The 19,272-nt window shown below is 70.8% G+C and carries 18 protein-coding genes; 8 read left to right on the plus strand and 10 right to left on the minus strand.

What is annotated here, in order from left to right; genetic code table 11:
* Window positions 1-140: 140 nt before the first annotated feature.
* The 3 genes from ACWCQS_RS24950 to ACWCQS_RS24960 all read right to left on the minus strand — a co-directional run bounded on the left by ACWCQS_RS24950 (window position 141) and on the right by ACWCQS_RS24960 (window position 3,855).
* On the minus strand, window positions 141-1,370 hold the full coding sequence (locus ACWCQS_RS24950; RefSeq protein ID WP_451006508.1) for an Ig-like domain-containing protein: 1,230 nt from the start codon (window positions 1,368-1,370) through the stop codon (window positions 141-143).
* Window positions 1,371-1,553: 183 nt separating this feature from the next.
* Entirely contained in the window at window positions 1,554-2,579 is a 1,026-nt protein-coding gene (locus ACWCQS_RS24955; protein ID WP_451006509.1) for a P1 family peptidase, read from the minus strand.
* Window positions 2,580-2,616: 37 nt separating this feature from the next.
* Window positions 2,617-3,855, minus strand: coding sequence for a low temperature requirement protein A (locus ACWCQS_RS24960; RefSeq protein WP_451006510.1), 1,239 nt, complete (start codon window positions 3,853-3,855; stop codon window positions 2,617-2,619).
* Window positions 3,856-3,989: 134 nt separating this feature from the next.
* Here ACWCQS_RS24960 and ACWCQS_RS24965 point away from each other — a divergent pair, with 134 nt between their 5' ends.
* Window positions 3,990-4,166 (plus strand): hypothetical protein, encoded by a 177-nt coding sequence (locus ACWCQS_RS24965; RefSeq protein ID WP_451006511.1) that lies wholly within the window; start codon window positions 3,990-3,992, stop codon window positions 4,164-4,166.
* 19 nt (window positions 4,167-4,185) lie between these two features.
* Here ACWCQS_RS24965 and mscL read toward each other — a convergent pair whose 3' ends face one another.
* The 6 genes from mscL to ACWCQS_RS24995 form a co-directional block, all read right to left on the minus strand.
* Complete coding sequence (mscL, locus tag ACWCQS_RS24970; RefSeq protein WP_450987461.1) at window positions 4,186-4,662, minus strand: large conductance mechanosensitive channel protein MscL; 477 nt, start codon at window positions 4,660-4,662, stop codon at window positions 4,186-4,188.
* A gap of 138 nt (window positions 4,663-4,800) precedes the next feature.
* Window positions 4,801-5,406, minus strand: a complete 606-nt coding sequence (locus ACWCQS_RS24975; RefSeq protein ID WP_451006512.1) for a hypothetical protein — start codon at window positions 5,404-5,406, stop codon at window positions 4,801-4,803.
* A gap of 163 nt (window positions 5,407-5,569) precedes the next feature.
* Complete coding sequence (locus ACWCQS_RS24980) at window positions 5,570-6,403, minus strand: S-methyl-5'-thioadenosine phosphorylase (RefSeq protein WP_450987459.1); 834 nt, start codon at window positions 6,401-6,403, stop codon at window positions 5,570-5,572.
* Window positions 6,404-6,502: 99 nt separating this feature from the next.
* A complete protein-coding gene (locus ACWCQS_RS24985; RefSeq protein ID WP_450987458.1) occupies window positions 6,503-6,802 on the minus strand; it encodes an FmdB family zinc ribbon protein in 300 nt (99 codons plus the stop codon).
* A 68-nt stretch (window positions 6,803-6,870) separates the two neighbouring features.
* The gene (locus tag ACWCQS_RS24990; RefSeq protein ID WP_451006513.1) at window positions 6,871-8,169 is read right to left on the minus strand and encodes an MFS transporter; all 1,299 of its coding nucleotides are present in this window, start codon (window positions 8,167-8,169) and stop codon (window positions 6,871-6,873) included.
* Window positions 8,170-8,453: 284 nt separating this feature from the next.
* On the minus strand, window positions 8,454-10,010 hold the full coding sequence (locus ACWCQS_RS24995) for a potassium/proton antiporter (RefSeq protein ID WP_451006514.1): 1,557 nt from the start codon (window positions 10,008-10,010) through the stop codon (window positions 8,454-8,456).
* A 217-nt stretch (window positions 10,011-10,227) separates the two neighbouring features.
* Between ACWCQS_RS24995 and ACWCQS_RS25000 the strand changes: the two genes are divergently transcribed.
* Entirely contained in the window at window positions 10,228-13,062 is a 2,835-nt protein-coding gene (locus ACWCQS_RS25000) for a penicillin acylase family protein (protein WP_451006515.1), read from the plus strand.
* Between the two features lie 73 nt (window positions 13,063-13,135).
* Here ACWCQS_RS25000 and ACWCQS_RS25005 read toward each other — a convergent pair whose 3' ends face one another.
* Window positions 13,136-13,717 carry a 5-formyltetrahydrofolate cyclo-ligase gene (locus ACWCQS_RS25005; RefSeq protein WP_451006516.1) on the minus strand — a complete coding sequence of 194 codons (582 nt, stop codon included), beginning with the start codon at window positions 13,715-13,717 and terminating at the stop codon, window positions 13,136-13,138.
* Window positions 13,718-13,850: 133 nt separating this feature from the next.
* Between ACWCQS_RS25005 and galU the strand changes: the two genes are divergently transcribed.
* The 6 genes from galU (at window position 13,851) to sepX (ending at window position 19,265) form a co-directional block, all read left to right on the plus strand.
* The gene (gene galU / locus ACWCQS_RS25010) at window positions 13,851-14,762 is read left to right on the plus strand and encodes a UTP--glucose-1-phosphate uridylyltransferase GalU (protein WP_451006517.1); all 912 of its coding nucleotides are present in this window, start codon (window positions 13,851-13,853) and stop codon (window positions 14,760-14,762) included.
* On the plus strand, window positions 14,759-16,081 hold the full coding sequence (gene glp, locus ACWCQS_RS25015; RefSeq protein WP_451006518.1) for a molybdotransferase-like divisome protein Glp: 1,323 nt from the start codon (window positions 14,759-14,761) through the stop codon (window positions 16,079-16,081). Before galU ends, glp begins: the two co-directional genes overlap by 4 nt.
* Before the next feature lie 137 nt (window positions 16,082-16,218).
* On the plus strand, window positions 16,219-16,731 hold the full coding sequence (gene moaC, locus ACWCQS_RS25020; protein WP_388632245.1) for a cyclic pyranopterin monophosphate synthase MoaC: 513 nt from the start codon (window positions 16,219-16,221) through the stop codon (window positions 16,729-16,731).
* Window positions 16,728-17,228 (plus strand): MogA/MoaB family molybdenum cofactor biosynthesis protein, encoded by a 501-nt coding sequence (locus ACWCQS_RS25025; protein WP_451006519.1) that lies wholly within the window; start codon window positions 16,728-16,730, stop codon window positions 17,226-17,228. The genes moaC and ACWCQS_RS25025 overlap by 4 nt, the downstream gene beginning before the upstream one ends.
* 20 nt (window positions 17,229-17,248) lie before the next feature.
* The gene (locus tag ACWCQS_RS25030) at window positions 17,249-17,872 is read left to right on the plus strand and encodes a GNAT family N-acetyltransferase (protein ID WP_451006520.1); all 624 of its coding nucleotides are present in this window, start codon (window positions 17,249-17,251) and stop codon (window positions 17,870-17,872) included.
* Window positions 17,873-18,044: 172 nt separating this feature from the next.
* Window positions 18,045-19,265 carry a divisome protein SepX/GlpR gene (gene sepX, locus ACWCQS_RS25035; RefSeq protein WP_451006521.1) on the plus strand — a complete coding sequence of 407 codons (1,221 nt, stop codon included), beginning with the start codon at window positions 18,045-18,047 and terminating at the stop codon, window positions 19,263-19,265.
* The last annotated feature ends 7 nt before the right edge of the window (window positions 19,266-19,272 follow it).

Below are 19,272 nucleotides of genomic sequence, written 5' to 3' on the forward strand. Positions count from 1 at the left end.
CTGCATGTCACCTTGTGGGTGCATACCGTAGCCCCTCGGTCGGACATCATGTCCGGGAACCGAGAAAACGTACGCCGGGAAAACGCGCGGGCCGCGCGAGAAGTTCACGCGCGACCCGACATGACGTCAAAAACCGCCGATCAGACGGCACTTCCGGCGGTCCAGGCGCTCCACGACATGTTCCAGCCGTTGAGTCCGTTGTCCGGGGTGACGGTCTTGTCGGGAGAGTTCTTCACGATCACCACGTCACCGGTGATCGAGTTGTCGAAGAACCACTTGGCCGACGTGGCGCCCTCCCCGCCCTGTACGTCCGCGAGCCCGACGCAGCCGTGGCTGGTGCCCTGGTGACCGAAGGGCGGATTGGCCTTGTTGTACCAGTAGTTGCCGTGGATGAAGGTGCCGGAGTCCGTCAGGCGCATGGCGTGCGGCACGTCCGGGATGTTGTACGCGTTGCCGAGGCCGACCGTCCGGCTGTCCATGGGGGTCTGCTGGAACTTCTCGGAAATCACCATCTGCCCGTTGTACGTGGTGTGCTGCGGGTCGCCGGTGGAGATCGGAACCGTCTTGATCGTCTTGCCGTCCCGCACCACGGTCATGGTCTGGGTGTCGGCGTCGACCGTGGAGACCTGCGACCGCCCGACGGTGAAGGTGACGGTCTTCTTCTGCACGCCGTAGACGCCCTGCGCCCCCTGGACCCCGTCCAGGTCGATCTTCACCGTGACCCTGGAGCCGGCCTTCCAGTACTCCTGCGGCCGGAAGTCCAGCCGCTGGTCCCCGAACCAGTGCCCGACCACCTGCTGGCCGCTGCTGGAGTCGACGGTGATGTGCGACTGCACGGCCTTCTTGTCGCTGATCGACTTGTCGAACTTGAACGACACCGGCATGCCCACCCCGACCGTGGTGCCGTTGTCCGGCGTGTAGGTGCCGATGAAGCTGTTCGCCGTCGTGACGGTGGTGAAGACGGACTTGGTCGTGGTGGTACGCCCGCCGGAGTCCTTCGCGCTCGCGTCGATCTCGTACTTCGTCCCGCGCTCCAGCCGCTCCTTCGGCTTCCAGCTGCCGCCGTCCGCGGATACCGCGCCCGCCACGGTCCGCCCCGACTCGGCGACGGTCATCTTCACCTCGGTCAGCCTGCCGCCGCTGACCTTCACGCCGGTCGCGTTGATGGACGCGCCGGTCGAACCGTCCTTGGCCGAGATCAGGATCTGCGCCGTCGATGCCTTGGGGGAGTTCTTGCCGCCGTTGCCGTTGCCGTTGCCGTTGTCGGTGGCGTCGGCGTTGCCACCGCACGCGGTCAGGGCGAGGCCGCCGACCACCAGGGCGGCACAGGCCCCCAGTACGCGCCGCGCTGCAATGTCCGGCGTTGTCACGGGCTGCTCCAGGTTCATGTGATGTGCGTGATCCGTTCCAGTGCGTGAAGAAGGAGGGCACTGGCGGCCGGGAAGGTTCCCGCCGTCCTCCCGTGAACGCCATCACGTGACAGAACCGCGACAATGCAACGCGGGCGGCGGTTCTGTCCCGTCCTCAGCCCGCCGCCCCCGCCGCGCACCCCCCTACCGCGCCCCGTACAACTCCCCGTACGACGGCCACACTCCACCGGGCCCGTCGACCGGCTCCGCGGCGCGCACCCCCCGCACGATCGCGCGCGTCACGACATCCGCACCGGCGGCCAGGATGTCGTTGAGCTCCAGCGGGCGCTCGGAAAGAGAGCGAGTACCGGTCGCCAGCGCGAAGACCGTGTCACCGTCGTTCATGAGGTGCACCGGCCGTACGGCGCGCGCGATCCCGTCGTGCGCCGTGCCCGCCAGCTTCTGTGCCTGCGCCTTGGAGAGGTTCGCGTCGGTCGCGACCACCGCCAGCGTCGTGTTGAGCGGGGGCGGCGCGTTCTCGGCGGCGGTTTCGTCGAGGCGCCGGCGCGCGGCCTCGTGCACGCGCTCCTCGGGATACTCCACCCGCCCCAGGCACAACTCCCCGTACAGCGCCCCCGTCTCCGGCTCGATCACCGAACCCGCGGCGTTCACGACCACCAGCGCGGCCACGGTGATCCCCGAGCCGAGCACCGTGCTCGCGGTGCCCACCCCGCCCTTGATCCGCCCCGCCACGGCGCCCGTCCCGGCCCCGACACACCCTTCCCACACCCGCGCGCCCGGCGCACTCACCGCCGCGGCCTCCACCGCCGCACGCCCGGTCGCCGCGTCCGGCCGCGCGCTGAAGTTCCCTCCGCGCCCCAGGTCGAAGACGCACGCGGCGGGCACCACGGGCACGACGTGCGCCGGGCCCGGCCCCACCCGCACTCCGCGCCACTGCTCCTCCAGCCAGGCCATCACACCGGATGCCGCGTCGAGCCCGTACGCGCTGCCACCGGTCAGCACGACCGCATCGACCCGCTGCACCACGTTGCGCGGGTCGAGCGCGTCGGTCTCCTTCGTGCCGGGGCCGCCGCCGCGCACGTCCACGGCGGCGACCGCGCCGCCTTCCGGGGCGAGGACGACCGTGGTGCCGGTGAGCCAGCCGTCCCCGGTGCGGGTGGCGTGCCCCACCCGCACCCCGGCGATGTCCGTGATTGCGTCAACTGTCATGCGGGCCAGTCTCGTCCGTCCAGGCGCCCGAGCGGACTCAGCCGGCCAAAGCGGCGGCGTTCGCCGTACGCTTCCGGCCGACCATGCGCGCCGTGAGCGCCACCCCGACCGCGACCGCGGCCGAGCACACCAGCCCCGCCGCGAGCACCGCCCAGTGGCCCAGGAAGGTGCAGCAGATCACCAGCAGCGCCGTGGCCGGCAGCACCAGTTGCTGGGCGATGCCGACCTTGAAGTGCCGGGAGTGCAGTGCCCAGACGGTGAGCAGGTACAGCGCCGTGGGCAGCGTCACGGCCGCCGACGCGGAGAGGGTGGAGATGTGGGTCCTGCCGACCGTGTGTTCCACGGACACCTCCAGGCCCGCGCCGATTGCCGCGGCGGAGGAGAAGATCAGGTAGTGGCCGTAACCCCACAGGAACGCCTGACCGTTGGCGCGGAGGTGGCCGTGGATGGGCACCACGAAGTAGATCCACCACGCGGAGAAGACGATCAGGAGCCCGCCCGCCGCGATCGGCAGCAGCTCGCCCAGCGCGTTGTGCTCGTCGAAGGCCCCCTTCACGGCGACGGTCGCCGAGGCGATCGTCTCGCCGAGGACGATGATGGTGAACAGGCCGTACCGCTCGGCGATGTGGTGCGGATGCCAGGAGGTCTCGTAGTCCTTCTCCGCGAACAGTGGCACGCACATCTCCGCGATCGCCATCACCAGGAACACCCAGGGCCGCGCGGGTTCGGGCAGCAGCAACAGGCCGAGCCAGCCGACTTGGCACAGGAGCACGCCGCCCGCGTACCGCAACGCCAGGGTTCTCTCGGCGCCCTCGGCCGATCTCGCGGCTCTCAGCCACTGCGTGGCCATCGCCAGCCGCATGATCACATAGCCGATCCAGACCACCAGGTAGTCGTGCTGCTGGAAGGCCCGGGAGATACCGGCGGCCAGCACCAGGACGCCGGCGATCTGCACCAGGGTGACGATCCGGTAGAGCGCGTCGTCGTTGTCGTACGCCGAGGCGAACCAGGTGAAGTTCATCCAGGCCCACCAGATGGCGAAGAACTGCATGGCGTAGTTGAGGATTCCGTCGCCCGCGTGCCCCGCGGCGACGGCGTGCACCAGTTGCACTCCCGCCTGGGCGATCGCCACCACGAAGCACAGGTCGAAGAAGAGCTCCAGCGGTGAGGAGACCCGGTGCGCCTCGTCGCGCCCGCGCGCGACGAGCCGTCGCAGCGGCCCGGAGGACTGGGGTACGCCCGAGGGAGCGGGCGCAGGAGCGGAACTCGACGTCATGCCTCTCAGCACAGCAGAAGAGCGTCCAGAAGGCCTTGTGAAGGCATCAGCAGACAATGAACGCATTCACGAGCGCCCCCGCCGGGGGTGCCGGACGCGCACGGGCGCGTGGACCGGGGCCGTACCCTGGTGGCATGAGCACCGCCCCCGCATCCGAGCCCCGCGTCCCGAAGCCCGCCCTGGTCTTCGACGACCCGCTGGACCAGCAGTCCTCGGACGACACCGATCGCGGGTGGGGCGAGCGCACGGACGGCGAGAGCGCCGCCGACCTGAAGCGCTTCCTCGACGAGAAGCCGCCCCACCACCTCTGAGCCCTCCGCAGCAGCGCCGCTAGCGCTCGTCGTGTCCCGATCCACGCTGCGCGACCAGCGCGTCGCGGATCTCCTTGAGCACCTCCAGCTCGGTCACCTCGATGACCTCCTTGGTGCCCTCCCGCGCCGCCTTCCGGGCCGACTGCCGCGCCAGGAACTTCGACATCGGCAGGACCATCAGGAAGTACACGACCGCTGCGGTGATCACGAACGTCAGCGTCGCACCGAGGACCGAGCCCCACAGGATCGGCACACCGCTCTTGACCGTGCCGTCCGCGCCCACCTGGCACGGGGGCTTCAGACACGAGCTGTAGTGGTCCAGGTTCTGCGTCCCGATCGCTCCGACCAGCGGGCTGATGACCCCCTTGACCACCGAGTTCACGATGTTCGTGAAGGCCGCGCCGATAACCACCGCGACTGCCAGATCGACGACGTTGCCGCGCATCAGGAAGGCCTTGAAGCCCTGCCAGACGCTCGGTTCCTTCTTCTCGCTCACCTCGGGGACTCTCCTCGCATGCACAGGGTGTGGAACGAAACGCTCCGCAACCTACGGCACGGTGCCGCCACGGTGTCCAGCCCCGTGGCACCATCGAGCGATTTGACAGTAAACCGCCGAGAAAGCGTCCGAGCCGGTTCAGCACAGCGTCACCGCCAGACGCGTCGTGGCACTCGCCCCGACGAGCCGCGCCGCCGTGCCACGCGGCACCGACAGCACGACCAGCGCCCCGCTCTCGGCCCCGTCCCCCAGCGGCTCGGGCACCTCGGTCACCCGCACGCCGCGCGCGAGCACACGCGCGACGACCCCGGACGCCGGGTCCCCGGCGGCGATGACGTCGACACGGTCGCCGGGCCGCAGGAGCCGGACGGTGGCCGCGTCGGCGATCCGCACCGGTGCCGTCACCACGTCCACCGCCGTGTGCCGGCGTACGGGCACCGGGACCGGGCGGCTCCGGGCCTGTTCCGCACGATGCGGTGCGGCCCCCGTGTGCGGGCCCGCGGCGACGAGCGCGGCCGCGGTCACCGCGAGGCCGGCCGCGATGGCCCGGCCGCGGCGCCGTACGAGCCGCTGCAGCCGATACCGCCCGCCGCGCACCCGCACCGGCGGGAACTGCGGGACTTCGCAGGTCGCCGGGGCGTCCGTGCCCAGCGGACGCGGGAGCCGGAGCGGAGGCGGAGAAACCGGAGAGGACGAGGACGGAACGGGAGACGGATTCGGGGACGGATTTGGAGAATGATTCAAGGACGAGGACCGAGGCACGGAAATCACCGCCTGCGACGAGGAATTCGGCTTGCGATGCCACGATGAGGCCTCGCGCCGAATTCCGCCCGAGCCGGTGGATCACGGGCCGATTGTGGATAACTCGGCCACCCGAACGGGGAATTCCGGGTTTTCCCCGAAGGCGCTACGGCAGCTCGAAGCCCGGATCCATTCCGCCGAGCGCGTTCACGCACAGACAGTCCCGCGCCCCGGTCTCCGGCAGTGCCGCCACCGCGTCGAACAGCACGCCGCGCAGCCGGTCCACATTGGCCGCGAACACCCGCAGCACCTCCTCGTGCGAGACGCCCTCACCGGTCTCGGCGCCGGCGTCGAGGTCGGTGACCAGGGTCAGCGACGTGTAGCACAGCTCCAGTTCCCGTGCGAGCGCCGCTTCCGGGTGACCGGTCATGCCCACGACCGACCAGCCCTGCGCCCGGTGCCACAACGATTCGGCACGCGTCGAGAAGCGCGGCCCCTCGACGACGACCAGCGTGCCGCCGTCCACCGGCTCCCAGTCCCGGCCCCGGGCGGCCTTCAGGGCGACAGCCCGTCCGGTGGGGCAGTAGGGGTCGGCCATGGAGACGTGCACGACGTTCGGCACGGTGCCGTCGGGCAGCGGCAGCCCGTCGAAGTACGACTGCACCCGGGACTTCGTCCGGTCCACGAACTGGTCCGGCACGAGCAGGGTGCCGGGGCCGTACTCGGGCTGCAGTCCGCCCACCGCGCAGGGGCCGAGCACCTGCCGGGCGCCGACGGAGCGCAGCGCCCACAGGTTGGCCCGGTAGTTGATGCGATGCGGTGGCAGGTGGTGGCCGCGGCCGTGCCGGGGCAGGAAGGCGACCCGCCGGCCGGCGATCTCGCCGAGGAAGAGGGAGTCGCTGGGCGGCCCGTAGGGGGTTTCCACCTGGACCTCGGTCACGTCGTCGAGGAACGAGTAGAAGCCCGAGCCACCGATCACGCCGATCTCTGCGTTCGCCATGACCAGCACCCTAGCGGGCGGTGAAACCGTGGGGGAGCGGCGCCGGGAAGCGCCGAAGACCCTGCCGTCGTACGACAGCAGGGTCCGGGAAGGAAAAGGTCAGGCCGCGGAGCTGCCGGCGGAGCTCGACGAGGACGGCTTCGAGTCGGACGAGGACGAGCTCGGCGTGCTCGACGACGAGGTGCTCGACGTCTTCGACGCCGGGCTGCTGCTCGACGTGGAACCGCGCGAGTCGTTGCGGTAGAAGCCGGAGCCCTTGAAGACGATGCCGACCGCGGAGAACACCTTCTTCAGGCGGCCACCGCAGTTGGGGCACTCGGTCAGGGCGTCGTCGGTGAACTTCTGCACCGCCTCAAGGCCCTCGCCGCACTCGGTGCACTGGTACTGGTAGGTCGGCACTTGTCTTCCTCCTGGCACTCTCACTCAATGAGTGCTAACGACAGTCCATAGTGACGTATTCCCGGGGATCAGTCCACCGTCACCGGCACGCGGTGACCGACGCCACGTGCGACGGTACGGTTCTGGGGCCGCGCGGCCAGCCGCGACCGCAGCGTCAGCAGCGTCGCCAGCGCGAGCACCGTGCCGGCCATCGGCACCAGGAATCCCGCGCCGTTCCACAGCCGGTCCTCCAGCTGTCCGGCGACCGTGACGGCGGCCGCCTGCCCGAGCGCGACCGCGCCGGTCAGCCAGGTGAAGGCCTCCGTGCGGGCGCCGGCCGGGACCAGGCCCTCGACCAGCGTGTAGCCGGTGATCAGCGCCGGTGCGATGCACATGCCCACCAGCAGGCCGAGCCCGGCGAGCAGCAGCACCGAGTGGGCCGTCCACAGGGCGGACGCGACGACCGCGAGCGCCGTGTAGCCGACCACCAGGCGGTGCTGAGGGGCGGTCTTCCAGGCGATCGCGCCGCAGACGATGCCGGACAGCATGTTGCCGGCGGCGAAGACGCCGTACAGGACACCGTTCAGGCCGGGCTCGCCGATCGACTCGGTGAACGCCGCCAGCCCCACCTGCATGCCGCCGAAGACGGACCCGATGCCCAGGAAGGTCACGACCAGCACGCGCACGCCCGGTACGCGCAGCGCGGAGGCGTGCTTCACGCGCGCGTGCCCGCTCTCTGCGCTCACCGGCGGCTGCGTGCCCTTCTGCGCGGCGAACAGCAGACCGCCGACGAGTGTCAGCCCGCCCTCCGTGACCAGGCCGGCCGCCGGCGTCACGGTGGTGCACAGCGCGGTCGCCAGCAGCGGGCCGAAGACGAAGGTCAGCTCGTCCGTGACCGACTCGAACGCCGCCGCGGTGGTCATCAGGGGCGAACCCTGCAGCTTCACGCCCCAGCGGGCACGCACCATGGGACCGACCTGCGGTACCGAGGCGCCGGTCGGGACGGCCGCCAGGAACAGCGCCCACAGGGGGGCGTGCGCCAGCGCGAGCGCCGTCAGCGACAGGCCGGACAGGGTGTGCAGCACAACGCCGGGGGTGAGCACGGCGCGCTGGCCGTAGCGGTCGGTGAGGCGCCCGCTGTACGGCGCGAACAGCGCCATGGAGACACCGGTGGCGGCCGCGGTGGCGCCCGCGGCGCCGTACGAGCCGGTGGTGTGCTGCACGAGCAGCACGATGGAGATGGTGAGCATCGCGAACGGCTGGCGCGCCGCGAAACCGGGGAGCAGGAAGGTCCAGGCGCCGCGGGTGCGCAGCAGCTGTCCGTATCCCGGGCGGGACGGGGCCGGGGAGGTCTTCTCCGGCTTGTTGGTGGTGACCGTGGATCCCACGGCCCGTGCCTTTCTGCCGCCTGGTAGCGCGGGCCTCGTGTGGCCCGGGCGCCGAGAGCTGTCCTCTTGCGCAAACTGCGGTAGATACCGGCGCCCACTGCGAGTGGGAGGCGACCCGGCCGCCATACGGTCGCGCCAGCTCTGCGTCAGGCAGAGTTGGTTCGATCAGGGTGCGCCTTCATGGTACAGGGGCTCTTGCCTCCCTCATCTGTGAAAACGAGCACCACGCGGCGGGCCGCCTGGGATTTCACGGGACGGGAGCGTGAACGGCAGGGATTGGTCCCTCAACGCGAGCTGCTCGCCCCGTTGGTGCCGAGCCAGCCCGCCAGTTTGCCGCCGTGGGCGACCGCGCGCAGGCGGCGTTCCGCCGCGTCGCGGACCGGGTCGGTGGCGACGACGAGCAGTTCGTCGCCCCGCCGCAACACCGTCGAGGGCAGCGGAACGAACGATTTTCCTTCGCGGACGACGAGGGTGACGGCGGCCCCGGCAGGCAGGCGCAGCTCGCTGACCTCGACCCCGTGCATCCGGGAGCCCTCGGGGATCGAGACGGACAGCAGATGTCCGCGCAGCCGCTCCAGAGGCGCCGACTCGATGCCGAGGTCGGAGGCCTCGCCCTCCTCGCCCAGCCGCAGGGTGCGGGCCAGCCAGGGCAGCGTCGGACCCTGGACGAGGGTGTAGACCACGACCAGCACGAAGACGATGTTGAAGATGGTGCGGCTGCCGGTGACACCGTTCACCATCGGGATGGTCGCCAGGATGATGGGCACGGCGCCGCGCAGTCCCGCCCACGACATCAGCGTCTGCTCCTGCCATGGCACCCGGAACGGCGCCAGGCTGAGCACCACGCTCAGCGGGCGGGCCACCATGGTGAGGACCAGCCCGATGATCAGGGCCGGTACGACGTCGTCGCCCAGCTCGTGCGGCGTGACCAGCAGGCCGAGTACGACGAACATGCCGATCTGGGCGATCCAGCCGAGCCCCTCGGCGAAGCCGCGCGTGGCCGGCCAGTGCGGGAGCTTGGCGTTGCCGAGCATCATCGAGGCCAGATAGACGGCCAGGAAGCCGCTGCCGTGCCCCAGAGCGCCGGCGGCGTACGCCGTCACGGCGATCGCCATGACCGCGATCGGGTAGAGGCCGGACGCGGGCAGGGCCACATGCTTGAGCCCCCAGGAGCCGAACCAGCCCACCGCGAGCCCTATGGCCGCGCCGATGGCCAGCTCCAGGGCTATCTCGCCGAGCAGGACGTACCAGTGCTCGACCGGGCCGGCCGTGGAGAAGGCGACGACCAGGATGACCACCGGGGCGTCGTTGAAGCCGGACTCCGCCTCCAGCGTGCCCGTCACGCGCGCGGGGAGGGGAACCCTGCGCAGCACCGAGAAGACCGCCGCCGCGTCCGTCGAGGACACCACCGCGCCGATGATGAGCGCCTGCCGCCACTCCAGCCCGACCAGATAGTGCGCGCCCGCCGCGGTGACGCCCACGCTGATCGCGACGCCGGCGGTCGCCAGGACGGAGGCGGACGACAGGACCGGCCTGATCTCCTTCCACTTCGTGCCGAGACCGCCCTCGGCGAGGATCACGACCAGGGCCGCGTACCCCATGACCTGGGTCACGGCGGCGCTGTTGAAGTGGATCTCGCCGATGCCGTCCTGGCCCATGAGGACGCCGATCCCCAGGTACACGAGCAGGCTGGGGAGCCCGCTGCGGGAGGAGATCCGGACGGCCGCGACGGCGACGAGCAGGACCACGGAGCAGACGAGCAGGAGCTGGTTGAGGTGGTGAACAGTCAGCGGCGGTTCCCTTCCTTGGCCCGCGCGCCAGGGGCGCGAGCTCGCGTACACAAGACCCGAGGCTGCGGCGCACCGCAGCCAAGTACTTCGTTACCTTACCTAAGTCTTGACGCTTTCTTGACGCTCGCCGAGGCAAGATCGAACGCTCGTGCGCGCTGGTTCCCGACTCCGCGTCAAGCGGGACGGGACCCTGCGCCTATGGTTGCTCCAGCGCTCATTCAAAGTCACAGCCCGACCTGCCGCTCGCGTTAGGACAGCAAGGACAGCGATGCCCCCCAACACCACCGCCACAACGGGTGACACCGCCACCACCGGTGCCGCGCCCGCCAAGTCCGGCAGGAAGAAGGGGCGCAAAGCCCGACTGATCGTGCTCGTGCTGGTACTGGCCATCATCGGAGGCATCGCCTACGGCGCCTACTGGTCGGTCAGTACCGTCCGCGCCTCCTTCCCGCAGACCAAGGGCACGATCACGCTCCAGGGCCTGTCGGGGCCGGTCGACGTCAAGCGGGACGGCAACGGCATCCCGCAGATCTACGCGTCCTCCGACGAGGACCTGTTCATGGCGCAGGGCTACGTCCAGGCGCAGGACCGGTTCTGGGAGATGGACGTGCGCCGGCACATGACCTCCGGGCGCCTGTCGGAGATGTTCGGAAAGGGCCAGGTCAAGAACGACGAGTTCCTGCGCACCCTCGGCTGGGACCGGATCGCCGGCCAGGAGTACGACACGAAGTTGTCGGCTGCCACGAAGAAGTACCTCCAGGCCTACGCCGCGGGCGTCAACGCCTACCTGCAGGGCAAGGACGGCAAGGACATCTCCCTGGAGTACGCCGCCCTGGGCTTCACCAACGACTACAAGCCCGGGAAGTGGACCCCGGTCGACTCGATCTCGTGGCTGAAGGCGATGGCGTGGGACCTGCGCGGCAACATGCAGGACGAGATCGACCGCGCCCTGATGACCAGCCGGCTCGGTCCGCAGCAGATCCAGGACCTGTACCCCGAGTACCCGTACAGCCGTAACAAGCCGATCGTGCAGGAAGGCCAGTACAGCGCGCTGACCAGGTCTTTCCAGCAGAGCGGCGGCACCGGAACCTCGCAGGGCACCGGCACGACGGGCACGTCCGGCACGGCCGGCGGCGCCACAGGCGGCTCTGCGGGCTCGACGGGCACGACCGGCTCCTCCACCTCGACGGCCTCCGGATCGTCGCTCACAAGCCAGCTGGCGGGCCTCTACAACGTCCTGGGCGACGTCCCCACTGCCGTCGGAGTGAACGGCCAGGGCATCGGCTCCAACTCGTGGGTCGTGGCCGGGAAGTACACCATCACCGGCAAGCCGCTGCTCGCCAACGACCCGCACCTGTCGGCGTCGCTGCCGTCGGTCTGGTACCAGATGGGCCTGCACTGCCGCACCGTCTCCAGCAAGTGCCAGTACGACGTGACCGGCTACACCTTTGCCGGCATGCCCGGTGTGATCATCGGCCACAACGCGGACATCGCCTGGGGCATGACCAACTCCGGAGTCGACGTCACCGACCTCTACCTGGAGAAGGTCAGCGCTAACGGCTACCTGTACGACGGCAAGGTCCGGCCGTTCAGGACCCGCGAGGAGACCATCAAGGTCGCCGGCGGCTCGTCCAAGACGATCGTCGTGCGCCAGACCCAGGACGGGATGCCGCTGCTGTCCGACCGCGACGACGAACTCGTCCAGGTCGGTAAGCGGGCCACGGTCAACACCGCCGCCCCCGACCGCGGCGACGGCTACGGCATCGCCCTGAGGTGGACCGCGCTCGACCCGGGCACCTCCATGGACGCCGTGTTCGCCCTCGACAAGGCGGCGAACTGGAGCGACTTCCGCCAGGCGGCGGCCCTGTTCGACGTGCCCTCGCAGAACCTGGTCTACGCCGACACCGACAACCACATCGGCTACACGCTGCCCGGCAGGATCCCCACGCGCTCCTCGGTGGACGACGGCGCCATCCCGGCGCCCGGCTGGGACTCGAAGTACCGCTGGACCGGCTTCATCAAGCAGAACGAGCTGCCCTACGAGTACAACCCCAAGCGCGGCTACATCGTCACCGCCAACCAGGCCGTGGTCGACAAGGACAAGTACCCGTACACCCTCACCACCGACTGGGGCTACGGCACCCGCAGCCAGCGCATCACCGACCTGATCGAGTCCAAGATCAAAGACGGCGGCAAGATCTCCACCGACGACATGCGGCAGATGCAGCTGGACAACAGCAGCGAGATCGCCAAGCTGCTCGTGCCGAAGCTGCTGAAGATCAACCTCGACGACAAGAACGTCCGCGACGCGCAGAAGCTGCTGGAGGGCTGGGACTACACCCAGGAGTCCGACTCCGCGGCGGCCGCCTACTTCAACGCGGTCTGGCGCAACATCCTCAAGCTCGCCTTCGGGAACAAACTGCCCAAGGAACTGCGCGTCCAGGGGCAGTGCCTGTGGGTCGACAAGATCGACAGCACCGGCCCGGTCGACGACGACTCCAAGGTGCGCGAGTGCGGCGACCGCGACACCGACCAGGCGCAGCCGGACGGCGGCGACCGCTGGTTCGAGGTCGTGCGCACCCTGATGGACAAGCCGGACAGCGACTGGTGGAAGACCCCCAAGTCGGGCACCCGCCCCGCGGCGAACAACATGGACCAGCTCTTCGCCCGGGCCATGATCGACGCACGCTGGGAGCTGACCGCCAAGCTCGGCAAGGACATCGACACCTGGAGCTGGGGCCGGCTGCACCGCCTGTTCCTGAAGAACCAGACCCTCGGCACCGACGGTCCCAAGGCGCTGCAGTACATCCTCAACCGCGGCCCCTGGAGGCTCAGCGGCGGCGAGGCCACGGTGAACGCGACCGGCTGGAACGCCGCCGGCGGCTACGGCGTCGTCTGGGTGCCGTCCATGCGGATGGTCGTCAACCTCGCCGACTTCGACAAGTCCAGGTGGATCAACCTGACCGGCGCCTCCGGGCACGCCTTCAGCGCGCACTACACGGACCAGACGAGCCTGTGGGCCAAGGGCGAACTGCTGCCCTGGTCGTTCTCGGCCAAGGCGGTCGACAACAGCACGAGCGACACACTCGCCCTCAAGCCGTGACCCTCTGACGCCGGCATGGAAAACGGCCCTCCACGCGCGCGTGGAGGGCCGTTTTCCATGCCGGCGAGTCCCGTCAGGGGCTCGGGAAGCGGCGCACGCCGGAGGGCGTCACCACGGCGTGCACGGGCCTGTCGTGCGCCTCTGCCGGGACCTGCGCGACGACCTCCGTGTCGTACAGCAGCACCACGAGCCGAGAGCGTGCGCCCGCGCGCTCCAGACGGGCCAGTACGCGGTCGTACGACCCTCCGCCGCGCCCCAGGCGCATCCCGCGCGCGTCGACCGCGAGCCCGGGCAGCAGCACGACGTCCGCGGCCGTGACGGCGTCCGGACCGAGACGCGCGCCGGACGGTTCGAAAAGCGCCATTTTCCCGCCGTGTTGGACCCGCGCGAGGGAATCCGGGCCGGCGTACTCGCCCCAGTCGAGGTCGTTGTCGGGCAGGAGCGCGGGGAGCAGCACCCGCACGCCTCGCGCCCGCAGCGCGTCCAGCAGCGCCCCCGTGCCGGGCTCGCTCCCCACGGAGACGTACGCCGCCACCGTGCGCGCATGGGCGAGCTCGGGCAGCTCCAGGGCACGCTCCGCCAGCGCGCGGCCCGTCTCGTCGACGTCATCGTCCGGCAACCTTTTCCTCACCGAGAGGAGCTCCCGCCGCAACATTCGCTTGTCAGGCTCGCTCGCGCGTCCGTCGTGTTCCACGGGTCGTTCTCGCACCCTTCTTGAATGCCGTCATAAAGGGTCAACCAACCGGAGCCACAGATTCCTGACAAAGGCACCGGATAAGGTTGCGGGCATGACTCAGTCGCACCCCAGGATCAGTAAGGCTGTCATTCCCGCAGCAGGTCTCGGTACCCGGTTCCTGCCGGCCACGAAGGCCACTCCCAAGGAAATGCTGCCGGTCGTCGACAAGCCCGCGATCCAGTACGTGGTCGAGGAGGCCGTGTCGGCGGGGCTCGATGACGTCCTCATGATCACCGGACGCAACAAGCGTCCTCTCGAGGACCACTTCGACCGCAACTACGAGCTGGAATCGGCGCTCGAGAAGAAGGGCGACGCCGAACGGCTCGCGAAGGTGCAGGAGTCCAGCGACCTGGCGACCATGCACTATGTGCGCCAGGGCGACCCCCGGGGTCTCGGCCACGCCGTGCTGTGCGCCGCCCCGCACGTCGGCCACGAGCCCTTCGCGGTGCTCCTCGGCGACGACCTGATCGACCCGCGCGACCCGCTCCTGCAGCGGATGATCGAGGTCCAGGAGCAGCACGGCGGCAGCGTGATCGCCCTCATGGAGGTCGCGCCCGAGCAGATCCACCTCTACGGCTGCGCGGCCGTGGAGGCGACGGCCGACGGTGACGTCGTACGGGTCACCGGCCTCGTCGAGAAGCCCGAGCCGGCGGACGCCCCCTCGAACTACGCGGTCATCGGCCGGTACGTCCTCGACCCGCACATCTTCGACATACTCCGCAAGACCGAGCCGGGCCGCGGCGGCGAGATCCAGCTCACCGACGCCCTCCAGCAGCTCGCGACGGACGAGAAGGTCGGCGGACCGGTGCACGGCGTCGTCTTCAAGGGCCGCCGCTATGACACCGGCGACCGTGGCGACTACCTGCGTGCCATTGTCAGACTCGCGTGCGAACGTGAAGACCTGGGTCCGGACTTCCGGACCTGGCTTCGCAGTTACGTAGCCGAGGAGATGCAGCAATCTTGAGCAGCGCCGCGACCCGCCCCACCGGCCCGGACGACCTGTGGTCGGTGGACGAGCACCTGGAGGACATCCTCTCGACCGTCCGTCCCCTCGAACCCATCGAGCTGCAACTGCTCGACGCCCAGGGCTGCGTCCTGGTCGACGACGTCACGGTGCCGGTGTCCCTGCCGCCGTTCGACAACAGCTCCATGGACGGGTACGCGGTGCGGGTCGCGGACGTGGCGGGCGCCAGCGAGGAGTTCCCGGCCGCCCTGGAGGTCGTCGGTGACGTCGCCGCGGGCGCGGCCCATCCGGTCCGGGTCGGCCCCGGCCAGGCCGCCCGGATCATGACCGGCGCCCCGCTGCCGCCGGGCGCCGAGGCAGTCGTCCCGGTGGAGTGGACCGACGGCGGACTCGGCGAAGGCCCGGCGAGCGGGATGCGGGCGCGCAGCCTGGCCCCCGAGGGCGCCGAGGGGCAGGTACGCGTGCACCGCCCCGTCGAGGCACGCGCACACGTGCGCGCCAGGGGCAGCGACGTGAAGGCCGGCGACCGCGCCCTGGAGGCCGGCACGGTCCTCGGCCCGCCGCAGATCGCACTGCTGGCCGCGATCGGCCGCGGCACGGTACGCGTGCGCCCGCGCCCGCGCGTGGTCGTGCTGTCCACCGGCAGCGAACTCGTGCAGCCCGGCGAGGAACTGGCCGGCGGCCAGATCTACGACTCCAACAGCTTCGCCCTCACCGCCGCCGCGCGGGACGCCGGCGCCATCGCCTACCGGGTGGGCGCCGTCGCCGACGACGCCGAGACCCTCCGCTCCACCATCGAGGATCAGCTCGTCCGCGCCGACCTGATGGTCACCACGGGCGGGGTGAGCGTCGGGGCGTACGACGTCGTCAAGGAGGCGCTGTCGTACGCCGGCGACGAGGACGAGGCGGGCAGCGGCGTGGAGTTCCGCAAGCTCGCCATGCAGCCCGGCAAGCCCCAGGGCTTCGGCTCCATCGGCCCCGACCACACACCGCTGCTCGCCCTGCCGGGCAACCCCGTGTCGTCGTACGTCTCCTTCGAGCTGTTCGTGCGTCCGGCCATCCGCACCCTGATGGGCCTGACGGACGTGCACCGGCCCCGTGCCCGGGCCACCCTGAAGACCGATCAGGCGCTGCGCTCGCCCAAGGGGCGCCGGCAGTTCCTGCGCGGTGCCTACGGCGACGGCGAGGTCATCCCCGTGGGCGGCGCCGGCTCCCACCTGATCGCGGCGCTGGCGCACGCCGACGCGCTGATCGTCGTCCCCGAGGACGTGGAGTCCGTCGAGCCAGGCACCGAGGTGGAGGTCGTCCTGCTCGGCTGAGGCACGCGCGCGTGCGCGTGCGGAAAGGCCGACGGGGGTCCTGGGCCGGTGCCTGCGCGGACAGGGCGGTACCGTGTCGCGCACAACAGGCCCGCGCACCGCACTGCGCCGGGCCCGGACCGGGAGCGGCACACAGCATGACTGAGTCATTCCGGGGGGAGACCTCCGGACCCCCTGCGCAGGACGGACTGACGCACATCGACGAGGCGGGCGCGGCCCGCATGGTCGACGTGTCCGGGAAGGACGTGACCGCGCGCACCGCCCGCGCCAGCGGCCGCGTCCTCGTCTCGCCCCGCGTGGTCGAGCTGCTGCGCGGCGAGGGGATGCCCAAGGGCGATGCCCTCGCCACCGCGCGGATCGCCGGGATCATGGGCGCCAAGCGCACCCCGGACCTGATTCCGCTGTGCCACCCGTTGTCGGTGTCGGGTGTGAAACTGGACCTGTCGGTCGCGGACGACGCGGTGGAGATCCAGGCCACCGTGAAGACGACGGACCGTACGGGTGTCGAGATGGAGGCCCTCACCGCCGTGACGGTCGCCGCGCTCACCGTGATCGACATGGTCAAGGCGGTCGACAAGGGAGCGGTCATCACGGACGTGCGGGTGGAAGAGAAAACGGGCGGCAAGTCGGGCGACTGGAGCCGGGCATGACCTACCGGGCTCTGGTGGTCACCGCCTCCAACAGGGCTGCCGCGGGCGTCTACGAGGACAAGGGCGGCCCCTTGGTCGCCGACGGCCTGAAGAGCCTCGGTTTCGCCGTCGACGGTCCCCGGGTCGTCCCGGACGGGGAGCCCGTGGAGGCGGCCCTGCGCGCGGGAGTCGACGCCGGGTACGACGCCATCGTCACCACCGGCGGCACCGGGATCTCGCCCACCGACCGCACACCCGAGGCGACCCGGGCGGTGATCGACCACGAGGTGCCGGGCATCGCGGAAGCCATCCGGGCGTTCGGGCGCGAGAAGGTTCCGACCGCGGCGCTCTCCCGGGGCCTGGCCGGGGTCGCGGGCCGGACCCTGATCGTCAACCTGCCGGGCTCCACGGGCGGCGTGAAGGACGGCCTCGCCGTGCTGGAGCCCCTGCTGGTCCACGCCGTCGACCAGATCCGCGGCGGCGACCACCTCAGACCCAGCAGCGGGGGTGCGAGCTGAACAGCCCTTCCTGGCCCGTCGTGCTGGCGGACGGCGATGTCGTCCTCCGGCCCATAAGGCTGCGCGACCAGCGGGCCTGGCGGGAGGTGAACCGGCGCAACCGGGACTGGCTGCGCCCCTGGGAGGCGACCATTCCACCGCCCACGCCGAGCGGGCCGATCGCGCACCGGCCGACCTACCGCCAGATGGTCCGGCACCTGCGTTCCGAGGCCAACGCGGGCCGGATGCTGCCGTTCGTCATCGAGTACCAGGGGCGGCTCGTCGGCCAGCTCACGGTCGCCGGGATCACCTGGGGATCGATGTGCTCGGGGCACGTCGGCTACTGGGTGGACGAGGCGGTGGCCGGGCGCGGGGTGATGCCGACGGCCGTCGCGCTTGTCGTGGACCACTGTTTCCGCACCGTCGGACTGCACCGCATCGAGGTCTGCATTCGGCCCGAGAACCGGCCCAGTCGCCGAGTCGTGGAGAAACTCGGATTCCGCGAGGAGGGCCTCCGGCCGCGCTATCTGCACATCGACGGGGCCTGGCGCGACCATCTGGTGTTCGCGCTCACCGCGGAAGAGGTGCCCGACGGTTTGCTCGCGCGGTGGCAGCGGGCACGCTCCCAGCAGGTGCGGCAGAAACCCCAGAGCACCGGAAATTGAATATGTGTTCGAAATTGATCGGTTGTTGACCGTCTCAGGGGCAATGAATTCCCGCCCGAGACGGTGCGCTGATCGCATCGGTCGCAAAAATGCTGGAAATATCAGCCAGATCGTGCGACACACCGGCCCAATTGGCGGATGGCCTCATGCAAACCCCTCTACGGTGTGAGATGTGAGCAGCAGCGGCCTCATCTACGCAGTCATTGTCGGGGCCTGGGCCGCCTACTTGGTGCCGATGTGGCTCCGTAGGCAGGACGAGCTGAACGAGGCCCGTCCGACGGAACGCTTCAGCACCGCCATCCGGCTGCTGTCCGGACGGGCGGGAATGGAGCGCCGGTACGCCAAGGACCTGCGGGCGCGCTCCGCCCAGGAGGGGGAGCCGGACGCCCGCGACCCGGACGCCGCCACCGACTCGGTGGACGTCCGGGCTTTCGCCATGCCTCCAACCCGCCGTCAGGTGCACGCCGACGCCGAGCCCGAGGCGTCCGGGAGGGTGGAACCGGAGCGAGAACGCGACGCCGCGCCGGCGCGCAACTCCGGCTCTGCGCCGGCGCGCAACTCCGCTTCCGTGCCCGCGCAGAAGCGAGTGCCGTCCGCGCGCCAGGCGTCCTCCGCGCAGTCGCCCTCCGCGCAGGCGGCCGCAGCACGGGCCCGGCGCTCGAAGGTCCTCGCGCGCCGCAGGCGCACCACCGTGGTTCTCTTCCTCGCCTTCACGCTGGGCGCGATCGTCGCCGCCGTCGGCGGGCTCGCCTTCCTGTGGGCGCCCGCCGCGCCGGCCGTGCTGCTCAGCGCGTACATCGCCTACCTGCGTTCCCAGGAGCGCCGCCGCTTCGCCTACCAGATGGACCGCCGGCGTGCCGAGGTGGCCGCCCAGCGGCTGCGGGAGCGCCAGCCGCGCCGCCGCGCGCCCCTCGACGCGGGCCTGGGCGCCGACGAACCGGAGGAAGCCCCTCAGGTCCAGACGGACACCGGGCTCGCCGCACTCGCCGCGGACCGGCGCGCCCTGGTCGAGCAGACGGACCACGCCGAGTGGGTCGACCAGCAGCGCGAGCGGCAGCGGCGGCCCGGCGGGGACAGCTGGGACCCGGTGCCGGTGCCCCTGCCGACGTATGTGACCGCGCCGGTCGCGCCGCGTGCCACGTCCGACGTGGATCTGGGGGCGCCCGACACCTGGAGTTCTGCGCGTTCCAGCTCGGTGGCGCCGGAGCACGAGGCGAGCCGCACGCCGGAGGCCGAGGCGGACGAGCAGGCGCCCGAGTCCGGGGACAAGCCGGCGGACGGCCGCAGCGACGCGCGTCGCACGGCCTCCGCACGCCGGTCGCGCGAGCGCGGGCGCACCCCCCTCTTCGATCAGTACGAGGACGGCGACCGCCCGCGCGCGGCCAACGAGTGACGCCCGC

The sequence above is a fragment of the Streptomyces sp. NPDC002076 genome (assembly GCF_053593835.1).